A 13,496-nucleotide genomic window follows, 5' to 3' on the forward strand; every position below is an offset into this window, starting at 1 on the left:
CTGGCGTTTCATTTGGGAGGCACATAATGGATGTAGGCGGTCATCATCTTGAGTTCATGGTCCTTTTCGTCCAAATCCACCATTAACAAATCGCGCAATGAGACCAGTCCGAGCAATTCGCCCGCCCGAACGATCGGCAGATGGCGAACATTGAGCTGCTTCATCTTTCGCAGGCAGTTTTCGTAAGTCTCGTCGGCATCCGCGGATACCACCTCCCGCGTCATCACCTCTTCGATCTTCGTTTTAGCCGGGTCCAGTCCCCGCATCACGACGCGCTTCATCAGATCCCGTTCCGAGAAAATCCCCGCCAGGCGATCCGCTTCCAGGACAACCACGGCGCCGACATTCCGGCTCCCCATGTAGTTCGCCGCTTCCTGGACAGTCTGGCCCGTGCGGACAAAGTACACCTCACGATTGGCCACAAGTTCAGCGATCTTTTTCATGTACGCTTCTCCTTGAGAGAATTCAGCTAAAATGAATGCGAACCGCGCGAGCTTGGAGCGACCGCGGGCCCTCCAGGACAAGGACCGGCTTCCCAAAACGCCGCCACCTGACCTGATGAATCGACGCGAGACGGCACACCGACGCGCCATGGCCGTCCTAGGACTCCGGCGAATCCAGCGCGGCGATGGCGGCCGCGGGCTTCAGATCGACTTGCTCCTGGGTCTGTAAAGTCTGGTCTAACCGGCCTTGCAGTTTGTCGAGGCGTTTTTCGGCGTCTGTATAACTGGACTGGGCGTGCCCGAGATGTTTTCCCATCAACTGGAAGGCGTCCTCGAACTTTGCAAAATCGCCCCGCAGCTGCTGGAGACTTCGAATGATTTCATGCGCGCTCTCCTCGACATGCAAACCGCGCAACCCGAGCAGGATCGCCTGCAAATAGGCATAAAAGCTGTTGGGAGAGACCGGGACGACGTGTTTCTGGAGTGCGTAACTCGCAATGCTTTTATCGTCGCCGAAGTTTTCGTCCTTGATGATGGTTTCGTAGTACACGTTTTCAGCCGGAATGTACATCAAGGCAAAATCAAAGGTCTTCTCCTCGGGGACGATGTACTTGTTGGCGATCGAGTCGATGTGTCTCTTAACGTCCTGGACAAAGCTGCGATGGGTGGACCGACGGTCCTCGTCGGTGGCCGCTTCCATCAATCGCTTGAAGCCCTCCAGGGGAAATTTGGAATCCACGGGGACAATCCCGTTCATCACATGGAGCGCGGCGTCCACCCGTTCTCCTCTTTTGAAGGGGTATTGCATGGTGTAACAGTGGGGTGGAAAAATCTGCTGGAGCAGGTCCTCCAGGAACAATTCGCCCAAGCCCCCTCGCAACTTGGGGGCTCGAAGGATGTTCTGCAATTCGGTCAGGTTCTTTCCCATTTCGTAGATCCGCTTGGACGCCTCGTCGAGGGCCCCCAGCCGGTTCTGAACTTCTCCCACGACCCGGGCCGCATTATCGAGCCTCTGACCGATCGCTCCCTGTGATGACTGGATCTGAGACGTCATTTGATTCAGGTTGGTGTTCACGGTCGTCATCGTCTGGGACATCTGCTGCGAGATCAGCTGGGTGTTGGCCGCGAGCGTCTCCTGCAATTGTTGTCTCAAGGCATCGACTTGCTGCTGCATCAACTGCAAAGCCGGGGAAGGGTCACTGGCGGGGTGGAGGGCCTGGAATTGAGCCCGGAGATAGAACCCCAAAGCCACGATGGCGATGGCAAGAAACAACGCAATGAAAACCGTCTCAGTGGACATCAGAATTCCCGGCGAATTCAAACGGGCTTGCTCACAAGATCATCAACGTAAGGAGAGCCCCGATTATACTAAAGATTGGCCCCCTCTGCGAAATTAGTTCGGGGTTAGCCGGGCGGATCACCCGGCGCAATCCGCCGGTTACCCTCTCATTTTCTCCGCATACCCGATTTCGGTCGCGAAGAAGAAAAGAACTCAGGAGAATGTGTCCTGCAACCTCGGTGAGTGAAAACACAGAGATCCTGTCTAGGAAGCAACTGGAGCGGTTTGAGAAACAATTTGCCGGATTCGCCGATAAACGTCCCCTGAACGACCGGCCAGTGGTAGATTTATAATATCGGAAAAAGCGTTGCCACCCCGGCACTAGAACGACCCATGAAGGCAAACCGATGAACGAATTATCCATTCTTCCCGCAGGTTTGTTGTTTCTGGCAGCGATGGCCTGTCTTGGGCTGGGGGTGGCCATTTATCGTCGCACGGAACGAAGCACAGAGATGACCGTTCTGCTCCTCATGCTGGTCAGTCTCATCGGCCTCTATCTGACCCTCGGCACAAACAGTGTCTTGTATGGCGCATTGCGCCTCATCGACATCAAGACTCATTACGTCCTGCTCGTCTCGGGAGACCTGTGGCGCTTAGTGTTCTTTGCGCTCCTCGGTCATTTCCTCGCATTATCCTACCGGCGGCTGGTTTGCGATACGGAAGGGATTTCCCGCGGGGATTGGCCGATCCTGCAAAGCTCCCCGGATCCGCGGATGGCCTATGGTCTCTTGCTATTTTTTACTTATGGCGCCGCCCTGTTCGCCATCGCCGTCTATACCCAGTCATTCATTGAGAACTTGCGAAACTTTCAAAGCTGGCGGGGGGCCAGCCTCCCCGAACCACCCAGTTTTGTGACTGGTTTCTTCACTGGTTTCAGCAGTACCCTGTGGCTCGTTATTCAAATTCAGATCCTCTCCTCGATCTATCGGCACTTGCCGGAAGGCCATAAGAAATCGCGTTTCGCCCGCTGGATTTTTGAGGAATACGCATCCCCCACCAAGTGGGGCTTGATCCAGCTTCACCTTTCTGAACGACCCCCCACGGATTCCAAGGCCCGGGGACAGACGGACCCTGCGGCCAAAGTCTATACCAGCCCCGACGAGTGGAAGGCCTTTTTGACGCTGGTGATCGGCACTCTCGTTGGGGTGATCCTGAGTGCGTATCGAAGTGAAGGCAACCTGCTCCGTCAGAAATTCGAGCTCCTTTTCAACCTCCTGTTGCTCCTCGTGGTGTTACCCCTGATTTATTACAAGACCCGATTCATCTTCTTCGACGTCCTCATCAAGCGGGGAGTCCTCGCCGTGGTCTTGCTCGTCTCGGGCGGCTTCTACTTCATCGGGTTTCTTTATCCCCTGGCTGAGGTCATGGACACGCGGATCGCCAGGGCGGGTTCGTTCACGGTGGGGGTGGGCGGCGTTGTCTTTGTCTTGTTCTGGACCCTGCTTTCCAACCGCATGAATGCCATGATGGACCGCTGGCTCTTCCGACGGCCTGACTATCCTCAATCCATCCTTGAGATCAACACGGGGATGAGGCGGTTCACCAATCGTCACACCCTGGTCGACTATGTGACTCACCGTCTTCAAACCATCTTGAGCGCAGCGTACGTCCAACTGGTTGCTTCCTCCATCTCTGACTCCCTCAACGGCACTGACATTCCCGTTGACCCTGTGTCTAACCTGGCGGCGGCCTCCGATGAATTTCATGAGCGGGGGGCCTCGGTGGAAGTGGAGACCTCAGAACGTCATTTTGGATGTCTCATCTTCGGCAAGCGTCCGCGGGGACTACAATACCAAAGCGAGGACTTGAATTTCCTGATGACCATCAGCAGTCAGTTGGCCGGAATGCTTCAGAATCTTGAACTGCACGAGGAACAGGAGGCCCAAGCCCGCCGGGAGCAGGCATTGCGAGAGTTGGCGGCCCAGGCTGAGGTTAAGGCGTTGCGGGCCCAGATCAACCCGCATTTTCTCTTCAATGCCCTCAACACACTTGCTGAACTCGTCCAAGAGGATCCTTCCGCTGCGGAGGCCACGATTCTGAATCTTTCCAAGGTCTTTCGTTTTGCGCTCGATTCGACCCACCGCGAGAAGGTCCCCCTGGGCGAGGAGATCGAATTTGTGCAGTCCTATCTCGAGGTCGAACGTGTCCGCTTTGAGGACAAGTTGAATTACGAAATCACTGTACCGGACGAGCTGAGATCCGTTCCCATCCCTGCGATGCTCATCCAGCCTCTTGTGGAAAACGCCGTCAGGCACGGAATCTCTCACAAGCTGGATGGCGGAACCATCCGTATTGGTGCGAGCCTCCAGGAAGGTAAGATCAGGTTCGACATCGAGGACAACGGGGTGGGATTCCGGCCGGAGGTGACGCTGCGGGGAAATCATCGTAGTATAGGCCTGTCCAACGTCCGCCAGCGTCTCGAGACATTGTATGGTCCCGGCCATTTCGCGATCTCATCGACCCCGGGCGTGGGAACCACAGTCCGACTCGAGTTAGAGTTGGAAAAGCAGTTTCATCACGAGTGAGGCCTCTCCGGGGGTGGACTTGTTCCTGCGGTCTCCCCGCCCTGCCCTTGCGGCGGCCGGAAATGTCCTAGGAGGATGGAATCTTGAACTCATCCAGAGAGCGAGGGGCCGATCCCCCGTGGTGGCCTTGTCAATCGCGTCTCGTGAAGGAAGGAAAGAATCATGCGGCTCCTGTTAGTCGATGATGAAAGGAGAGCGCGCAACCGTTTGCGTCAGCTGGTGGCCGGGCTGCCCGGGGTTGAGATCATGGGGGAAGCCGGCGACGGCATTACCGCCCTGGAAATTATCGCCAGGGGAAAGCCGGATGTCGTGTTGCTGGACGTCCAAATGCCGGGACTCAACGGCATCGAGATGGTGGGCGAATTAAGGGGGCCTCATGTTCCCTTGATCATTTTTGTCACCGCTTATGACCGTTACGCCCTTCAGGCGTTTGAAGTCAGTGCCGTGGATTACCTGCTCAAGCCCGTTTCGACAGATCGGCTGCAGACGGCATTGTCGAAGGCGGGCGATCACCTGCAGGCACGGGCTCTTCCCGCTTTTGCCCTCGAGCAGATGACTCGCCTTATGACCACCCTGGAATCGAGCCGGCGGCTGTCGGTTGAACGTGTGGTGGGAAGACGCGGAGCCAAGCTCCAGGTCATCCCGGTCGAAAGCGTTCAAGCCTTCGTGGCCGACAACGAACTGGTTTTCGCACTGACTGAGAACGACCGCGTGCCCGTCAATCACACGCTCAGAGAACTCGAGGGCAGATTGGATCCGGGTCACTTTGTGCGGGTGCATAAGCAGACGATCGTCAACCTGCTCCAGATCGTGGAGGTCGAACCCATGTTCAAAGGCGGGGCGGTCGCGAGACTGCGGTCCGGCAGGCGCATCGACATCAGCCGCCGTTATGCCGCCGGATTAAGAGAGAAACTGGGCGGGTAAGAATTGCGTATAACCAGCAAGGATGCCCCTCCTCACCCGTCCTGAAAGGCCCGGCCAGGTATTTTGGAATGAGAGAGGGTCCCCCGAAGTCGACCGACTTCGGAAGTTGCGGTCCTGCTGGGGCGTCGTGAATCTGTGGCATCGTACCGAGTCAAGAGTGCACCGCACGCTGCTGGAAGCATTCTCTTGCAGTCATTCACTTTCCGGAGGGTTCTATGAAAAGGTTTTCGAGTATTACCGCGCATGCCGCCGCGACAGTTCTTGCCCTGGTGATGATCTCATCGGGGCTGGGGGCGCAAGGGCTGAAGGGGCTGGAGACACGGGTCACGAGGCATACCCTCAAGAATGGCATGAAGGTCTTGCTGATGGAACGCCACGCCAATCCGACGATCGCGTTTCATGTTTACTATGATGTGGGTTCGGTCGACGAGGAGATTGGAAAGACCGGACTGGCCCATTTGTTCGAGCACATGGCCTTCAAAGGAACCCCGACCCTGGGGACAAAGGATTACGCCAAGGAGAAGCTGCTCTTCCCCAGGATCGATGACCTGGAAGCCCGATTGACTGCCGCGCGGGACCGGGGTGAGGACGCGGCCAAGATCAAAGCGATATCCGACGAACTGGAAAAAGTCCAGAAGGAAGCCGACGCTTTCGTGGTCTCCAATGAGGTAGGCCAGCTTTATGAAAAAAATGGCGGGACCGGCCTCAATGCCAACACGGGACGCGACGCCACCGAGTATTATGTCAGTTTCCCCGCCAACAAGTCGGAACTCTGGGCGGCCGTGGAATCGGACCGCATGGCCCACACCGTCTTCCGGCAATTCTACAAGGAGCGGGACGTGGTGATGGAAGAGCGCCGACGCTCCGTGGACACCAACCCGATCGGGAAACTGTTTGAAAAGTTCCTCGTGAATTCCTTCGAAGCCCATCCTTATGGTTTGCATGCCGGTTGGGGGTGGCCTTCGGACCTGATGCACCTGACAAGGCAGGACGGGGAGGAATTCTTCCGAAAGTATTATTCCCCGTCCAGTACGACCATCGCAATTGTGGGGGACTTCCATAGCGCGGACATGATCCGCCTGGTGGAGAATTATTTCGGTTCCATCCCTTCATCCCCCAAGCCGCCGCGCATTCATACCGTGGAGTTACCCCAGCAAGGCGAGCGACGGGTCGAGGTCGAATTTGACACCAATCCTTATCTCTTTCTCGGCTGGCATCGTCCCGACGCCCGGGACAAAGACGATGTGGTCCTCGACGTTATCCAGGACCTTCTATCGTCCGGACGAACCTCGCGGTTATACCGCAGCCTCGTGCTGGAGAAGAAGATTGCCGCCGCGGCTCAGGCCCTTTCCAATACTCCTCTCATTTACGGAAAATATCCCACCCTCTTTCTGGTCGTGGGCGTTCCTTTGGCCGGCCATACCACCGGGGAGGTGGAAAAAGGGATTGAGGAGGAACTCGACAAGTTGAAGACTTCGCCCGTAACCCCCCGGGAATTGCAGAAAGTCGTCAACCAGATTGATGCGCAACTGATTCGCAACTTGCGCTCGAACTCGGGGATGGCTTCTTTGTTGGCCCAGACAGAAGTGATCCAGGGGGATTGGAAGGAGATCATTGCCTATCGAGAGAAGCTGCAGAAGGTAACCCCCGCTGACGTGCAGCGAGTCGCCCAGGACATTTTCAAGAAGGGCAACCGCACCGTCGCTTACCACGTGCCGGTAAAAGCGGAGAAGGCCGCGGAAGGACCGGCCACTCCGGCGGCTCCGGCAAGCGCTGAATCCGTGGCTCGGGCCAAGCAGATTGTTGCCGAGGTGACAAAAGCCAAAGGGGGCCTTGAGGCTTTAAAGTCAGTAAAGGATGTCTTGACCAAAGCGACTGCGAAGGTGACGTCACCCATGGGGGAACAGGAGGTGACTGTGACCGGCAGCATTCTTTATCCGGACAAATTCAGGCTGGAGATCACCGTGCCCCAGGGGACCATCACACAGGCGACCAACGGTACCATGGGGTGGATCCAGTTCGGCCCGAATACCCAGGAGATGCCACCGGCTTCATTGGCCAGCTTTAAGGATGCCCTGAAGCATGATTCCATCCAGATCATCATGAGTCTGAATGATCCCAACACGAAAGTTCAAGCCCTTGATGACGAACCCGTCGAAGAAAAACCCACCGACGTGGTCCTGGCTACCGATGCCGAGGGAGCGCAAACCAAGCTGCTCTTTGATAAGTCGAGCCACCTCCTGCTCAAAATGTCTTATTCCTCAAAAAATCAATTCGGCGCGGACGCCGCCGTTGAAGATTTTTTCTCAGACTATCGGGTGGTGAAAGGAATTGCAGTGCCGTTCCATCATGTGCAGAACCAGAACGGGAAGAAACTCAACGAATCCAGGACGACCGATTTGGAGATCAACAAGGGCATCGATGCAAAGGTATTTGAAAAACCGTAGCCCGGAGCGCCTGCAATCCGCCGCCACCGAATCCTTGCAGAATCCCTGCACAGAAAAGCGTGGCCCGGTTTGTTCGACTCAACGTTTCCAATAGGAGTCCACCCTGACTATTCGATTGGAGTTGAAACTTATGAGGAGAGATCCCATGGCATTCTTAAAGAAAGTTTTGATTGGATTCACTCTTGCCGGCCTGCTGGTTGGGGGAACGGTTCTTGCCCAGGGCAGCAAGGCTGCAGCGGCCCCCGTGGGCCAAGGCGCAAAACAGACGCCGCCGTCCACGTTTCATCGCAAGGATCCCCGCACCATGAAGTTTGGGGAATTGAAGTTTATTCCTCCCAAACCCGAGCGGGTGACCCTGGAAAACGGGATGACAGTGTTTCTGTTGGAGGATCACGAGTTGCCCACTGTGGACGCCGTTGCGGTCATTCGTACCGGGTCGATCTATGAACCCGCAGAAAAGCTGGGGTTGGCTTCGCTGACGGGGACGGTGATGCGCTCCGGAGGAACCAAAAACGTTTCCGCAGACAAGCTCGATGAAGAACTCGAGTACCTTGCCGCTTCCCTTGAGACGTCGATCTCAGCGGAAGAGGGCACAGCTTCCCTCTCCTTGATGAAAAAAGACCTCGACCGGGGGCTCCAACTCTTGGCCGATGTGCTCCGCAACCCGGCCTTCACGGAGGACCGGTTGACCGTGGCTAAGAATCAGCTCAAGGAAGCCATTCGCCGCCGAAACGACATCCCCTCACAACTGACGGGAATTGAGTTCAACAAATTGCTTTACGGGCCCGATCATCCCCTGGCCCGCATTCCCACCGCTGAAACCGTTGACCGCATTACCCGCGAGGACCTGGTCCAGTTTCATCAGAAGTATTTTCATCCCAACACGATGGTCCTGGGGGTAACCGGCGATTTCAATACCTCCGAAATGCTTGCAAAGCTCCGGGAGACATTCAAAGGCTGGGAGAAAGTGGACGTCTCCTACCCGCCGGTGGAAGCGGTAAAGCTCGGGTTCAAGAAGTCTGTCAACCTGATCGAACGTCCGATCGATCAAACGAATGTTCGCCTGGGGCAGCTGGGAATCAAATTGAACGATCCCGACTTCTTCCCGCTCAGCGTCATGAACTCCATCCTCGGCAGTGGATTCCACTCGCGGCTGGTCAACGAAATCCGAACCAAGATGGGCCTGGCTTACAGCGTGGGGAGCACCCTCAATCCGGGTGTGCGTGATTATGGCGACTTCTGGATTCAATTTGAAACCAAGCCTGAGACCACGCTCAAGGCGATGACCGCGGCGCTGCTCGAGGTTCGGAGAATACAGGAACAACCGGTCAGCCAGGAAGAGCTGGATACCGCCAAGGACATTGTGCTGAACTCCTTTGTCTTCCGATTCTCCAACAGCGCCCAGATTGTTTCCCGCCGCGTGGATTATTTCTACTATGGCTTGCCGGACGACTTCCTGGAAACCTATCGGGATAAGATCGCCCGGGTCACCCGCGAAGATGTCCAGCGTGTGGCGAGGCAGTACCTGCATCCCGATCAGTTCATTATGCTCGCCGTAGGGGATTCCAGGAAATTCGACCAGCCGCTTTCAACCTTGGGAGATGTACACACGATCGCGGTGAAGTGAATGGCGACCAGCGAACTGCGTTTGCGCTTGAATCACGGTCCAGGGGCTCAGAATTCAGATTCACGGCAAGACTTGGAGGGGCGATGCGCCGGGGCGCATGGCCCCCCTGTCGAAGCTTCGCCGGGGCGGGAGCCCCGCTTCTTTGCAGGCCACGGAATCCCGGATCACCTCGTTGGAGCGTTGTTTTGGGTTGCATCTTCACCGTCTTTTGGCTGTTCCGCCCCTCCTGACCCCTCCTTTACCTCGCCGCAATAAATCAGCGAGCTTGTGACTGCAATCACTTCCCCCAAATCGTTCCGTACTAACATAGGTATTCCACGAGGTGATTTAGGTTGCATTCAGAGGCTGGTCGCATTTGAGAAGTGTTTTGCTCCGCTTTCTTAATGGAAATGGAGGTCTCTATGAAATTCAAGCGCTGCCTGCTATTCACCGCTTGCCTGATGGGGATGGTGTGTTTTTTGTCATCGACGCTGATGGTTGGACAAACTGATCCGTCCTGGCGCCTCTGGTATCCCCAGGTTGTCAATGGTGTGATCGGAAATAACACGTATGTCACCTCACTGATTGTCTCCAACCCCTCCAACATCGGCATCGAGGTCGCCCTGGAAGATTTTGATCATAACAGTCCGGACCAGTGGCTGAGGACCTCCTATACGAGCAACTGCAAAGTGGTCGGGACCCATTTCTTCCTTCCGGCCTTTGCGACCTGCCGGTTGGACACGGATGGCGTGGGACCTTACGAAAGCGGTTGGTTGCGCATCTCCGAGGTAACAAAATCCAACAATCTCGGCGGTTATTTGAGCTATACCTATTACCAGGGGGACGCGGTCATCGGCACTCCGCTCTTCACCGTGGGAGTTTCCCCGATGCCAGCCTGCAGCCGGTTCTCCATTCCCGTATTGCGCGACGTTGCCAAGGGAGAGGACACCGCCTTCGCCGTGGTGAACCCCAATGTCTTTTCCATCAATCTGCGCGCTGATCTCTTTGATGTGAAAGGGCTTGTTGATAGCCGCCCCATTTCCCTGCTTCCCCAGGGCCACGTCGCCCAATTTGTGAGCCAGCTCTTTCCATCGGCTCTCGGGAATGCCACTAAATTTGTTGGGAACCTTCTGATTTACGGCCTCGGTGGGAACGACAGTGCCAGCGCTACTGCCTTGATCCAGCGGAAAGACCAGTATGGTGGGGCCACTACGACCTTGCAGGAAGTTCGCTATTCCAAGATGGACAGCGACTATGAAGTGGGAAAAATGGGTCCGTCTCCGGAAGGAAAGCTCATCAGCACTGCGACTGGCCCGAAATTCTGAATTGAACCCCGAGTGGAGATGGGGGAACGGAGGCGTCGAGTGAGCCCGGCCCCTTTCCCCCTCTTCCCGCTCAGATGAATCCCCCAGCGGAAGCCGGGGGGATCTTTCCAATTACTTCTGGGTTTCCAGCTGGCGATACACTTCGCTCTTGGAAATGCCATAGAGGCGGGCCAGTCGCTTCATAGCCTCACGACGTTCCACACCTCCGTTAAGCAAATCGTCAAATTCCTGTTTGAGTTTCTCCGGGGGAGCCGGGGGGAGAGTTTCCGGCAGCGGCTTATCCACGATAAGTGTGATCTCACCCCGGATGATCCGTCCCTTAAGCTGTTCCAGAACGGAAGAAATGTTTCCCCGGACAAATTCCTCATGGACTTTGGTGACTTCGCGGGCGACCACGATATTGCGATCACCCAGCACCTCCCGCATATCCCTGAGGGTGGCGATCAAGCGATGGGGGGCTTCGTAGAAAATGATGGTCCGTTGCGCGGCGCGTGCCTGCCCGAGTGTCGCCAGCCGCTCGCTGCGCTTGGAAGGCAGGAATCCGTGAAAACGGAAGGAATCACTGGGAAGTCCGGAGGCCACAAGCGCGGCGACAAAGGCGGAGACTCCCGGGACGGGGACCACGCGGATGTTGTGTCGAATGGAGAGGGACACCAGCCGATATCCGGGATCGGAGACCCCGGGATTTCCCGCATCGCTGACGAGGGCGATGTTTTCTCCTTCTTCCAGCTGCAGCACCAACTCCGGCGCCTTGGTCATTTCATTGTATTCATGATAGCTGGTGGTGGGCGTCTTAATCCGGTAGGCATTCAAAAGCTTTTGGGTCGTCCGGGTGTCCTCACAGGCGATGAGGTTCGCTTCGCCCAGGATCCGGAGGGCACGGTGGGTGATGTCTTCCAAATTTCCGATGGGTGTCCCGACGACGTAGAGCGTCCCTTTGGGGCGATCCCCATCCAGTTTCTTCGCGAGCGAATTGAGTGGGACCTTCCGGTTGTGATTCATAGGCCAAGGCCGGGGCGTGACATCCGGCGGCAGCTCAATGTCCCGGGGATGGCGTCCACAAGACCTACATTCCCCAGTCGCGCGGATAAAGAAAATCGTGGGTCACGGTCCGCGGTGACAGCTTGCACACCAGCGGGCTGCATCGCTTGAACTGATTCCGGCGCATTAGTTCCAGCACTCGCGTCACAAATTTCGAGTTGAAGCCCATTTCTACCAGCTTTTCCTGAGAAAAACCCAAGTCTACCCGATGATACAGCAATCGATCCACCTCGGCATAACTAAATCCCAGCTCTGCCTCATCGGACTGGCCGACCCACAGGTCGGCGGTCGGCGGCTTCGAAATGATTTTCTCCGGAATGTTCAGGAACGTGGCCAGTTGCCGGATCTCCGTCTTGTACAGGTCGCCGATGGGATTCAGGGCGGAAGCCAAATCGCCGTAAAGCGTCCCGTACCCCAGCAGGAGCTCGGTTTTGTTGCTGGTGCCGAGAACCAGGGCGTGAAGCTCGGCGGAAAAATCATAGAGCACAATCATCCGCGCGCGCGCCAGGACATTTCCCTTGCGGGTGTTATTCAAATCCTGCTTCAGCGACAAAAACCCATCAGCGATGGGGCTGATGTCAATCACCTCGCGCCGGATTCCGAGTTGATCGGCGAGGGCATGTGCATCCGCCAGGGAATCGGGACTGGATGTCCGATACGGCAACAGCACACCGGTCACCTGTGCGGGTCCTAGCGCATGAGCGGCCAGCGCGGCCACCACTGAGGAATCGATGCCCCCGGACAGGCCCAGGACCACGTTTTCGAAGCCGGCCTTATGGAGCTCCTCACGGATGAAGCGGGTTGTAATCTGGGAGGCGAGCGCGCTATTCAATGGGGGCAGGACCCCCACTTGATCTGTGGTGATATCCATGAAGAGTGCCTGCGGCCCACCGGCCGTGGAGCCGCCGGGTCTTGACCGTTCCAGCCTGCTTTGCGCCCCGGCGGCAGAATGCTCTTTAATCGAGCAGAAACTTTTCCCTTGAGATTCGTTCGAGTTCCCGCAATGTCAGCTCCAACTTTTCGTCACGCAACAATGGAACCTGGGCGCGGGCGCGCTTGACCAGATCCAAATCGATCTCGGCGAAAACCAGGTCTTCATCGAATACCTGCCCCCGGGCGACAATGTTCCCATATGGGTCCACGACCAGAGACCCGCCAAAGAAGTTCAGTCCATCTTCAAACCCGACGCGATTGACCGTGACAAAGAAAACCGTATTGAACTGGGCAACCGTACGTGCCAGTAGCTCCCAGCTGGTGGCACTGCCGAGCATGTCGCCGGAGCCGCGGACCCCGCGTCCGGGGCCGGCCAGCGACGCCACAATCATGAGTGCACCCTGATGCGCCAGCAAATAAGAGGTCGAGAAATGCCAGATGTCCTCGCATACGAGGAGACCCAGCCGGCCGAAGCGGGTGTCGACGGTCCTCACGGTGTCACCTGCAGCAAAGAATCTCTTCTCATCGAACATGCCATAGGTAGGCAAATAGATCTTTCGATGGACGTGCTGAACCGTGCCGGCATCCAGGTAAGCCACCGCGTTGTAGTATTTGAAGTCCTGTGACTGCTCTACAAATCCCACGACGCAGGCGGTCTGCGTTTCGTTCGCCGCCAGACGTTTGAGCGGGCCGGCGCAGGCGGGCTCCAGCGCTGCGTCGGACGTCAAATCTCTCAGAAGATAACCGGAGAGGGAGAGTTCGGGAAACACTACCAGCGACGCGCCGGCGGCCGCCGCCCGCGAAATGATCTCCTCATGCCTCCGCGTGTTGGCTTCCACATTGCCCAGCGTGGTGTTGATTTGTGCAAGCGCGATCTTAAATTTCATGTGCGCCGTTCCAAATAGGAAACAAA

At 56.6% G+C, this 13,496-nt stretch carries 10 protein-coding genes; 5 read left to right on the forward strand and 5 right to left on the reverse strand.

Annotated elements, in window-relative coordinates; all coding sequences use genetic code 11:
- Positions 1 to 8 precede the first annotated feature (8 nt).
- Both LAO21_02690 and rmuC read right to left on the reverse strand, forming a co-directional pair.
- Complete coding sequence (locus LAO21_02690; GenBank protein ID MBZ5551600.1) at positions 9 to 443, reverse strand: CBS domain-containing protein; 435 nt, start codon at positions 441 to 443, stop codon at positions 9 to 11.
- A gap of 157 nt (positions 444 to 600) precedes the next feature.
- Positions 601 to 1,743, reverse strand: coding sequence for a DNA recombination protein RmuC (gene rmuC, locus LAO21_02695; protein MBZ5551601.1), 1,143 nt, complete (start codon positions 1,741 to 1,743; stop codon positions 601 to 603).
- A gap of 386 nt (positions 1,744 to 2,129) precedes the next feature.
- Here rmuC and LAO21_02700 point away from each other — a divergent pair, with 386 nt between their 5' ends.
- The 5 genes from LAO21_02700 to LAO21_02720 all read left to right on the forward strand — a co-directional run bounded on the left by LAO21_02700 (position 2,130) and on the right by LAO21_02720 (position 10,609).
- Positions 2,130 to 4,307, forward strand: coding sequence for a histidine kinase (locus LAO21_02700; protein ID MBZ5551602.1), 2,178 nt, complete (start codon positions 2,130 to 2,132; stop codon positions 4,305 to 4,307).
- Positions 4,308 to 4,469: 162 nt separating this feature from the next.
- Positions 4,470 to 5,231: a response regulator gene (locus LAO21_02705; protein ID MBZ5551603.1), complete on the forward strand. Its 762-nt coding sequence runs from the start codon at positions 4,470 to 4,472 to the stop codon at positions 5,229 to 5,231.
- A 215-nt stretch (positions 5,232 to 5,446) separates the two neighbouring features.
- On the forward strand, positions 5,447 to 7,678 hold the full coding sequence (locus LAO21_02710) for an insulinase family protein (protein ID MBZ5551604.1): 2,232 nt from the start codon (positions 5,447 to 5,449) through the stop codon (positions 7,676 to 7,678).
- A 145-nt stretch (positions 7,679 to 7,823) separates the two neighbouring features.
- Complete coding sequence (locus tag LAO21_02715) at positions 7,824 to 9,305, forward strand: insulinase family protein (protein ID MBZ5551605.1); 1,482 nt, start codon at positions 7,824 to 7,826, stop codon at positions 9,303 to 9,305.
- Positions 9,306 to 9,706: 401 nt separating this feature from the next.
- A complete protein-coding gene (locus LAO21_02720; GenBank protein MBZ5551606.1) occupies positions 9,707 to 10,609 on the forward strand; it encodes a hypothetical protein in 903 nt (300 codons plus the stop codon).
- 111 nt (positions 10,610 to 10,720) lie between these two features.
- On the opposite strand, the gene rsmI is transcribed toward LAO21_02720, so the two are convergent.
- From rsmI to LAO21_02735, 3 genes are all read right to left on the reverse strand, one after another.
- Positions 10,721 to 11,611, reverse strand: a complete 891-nt coding sequence (gene rsmI / locus LAO21_02725; protein ID MBZ5551607.1) for a 16S rRNA (cytidine(1402)-2'-O)-methyltransferase — start codon at positions 11,609 to 11,611, stop codon at positions 10,721 to 10,723.
- A gap of 64 nt (positions 11,612 to 11,675) precedes the next feature.
- Positions 11,676 to 12,521, reverse strand: coding sequence for an NAD+ synthase (locus LAO21_02730; GenBank protein MBZ5551608.1), 846 nt, complete (start codon positions 12,519 to 12,521; stop codon positions 11,676 to 11,678).
- A gap of 85 nt (positions 12,522 to 12,606) precedes the next feature.
- Positions 12,607 to 13,470 (reverse strand): carbon-nitrogen hydrolase, encoded by an 864-nt coding sequence (locus LAO21_02735; protein MBZ5551609.1) that lies wholly within the window; start codon positions 13,468 to 13,470, stop codon positions 12,607 to 12,609.
- Positions 13,471 to 13,496: the final 26 nt, after the last annotated feature.

Source organism: Terriglobia bacterium (genome assembly GCA_020073085.1).
GTDB lineage: Bacteria > Acidobacteriota > Terriglobia > JAIQFV01 > JAIQFV01 > JAIQFV01.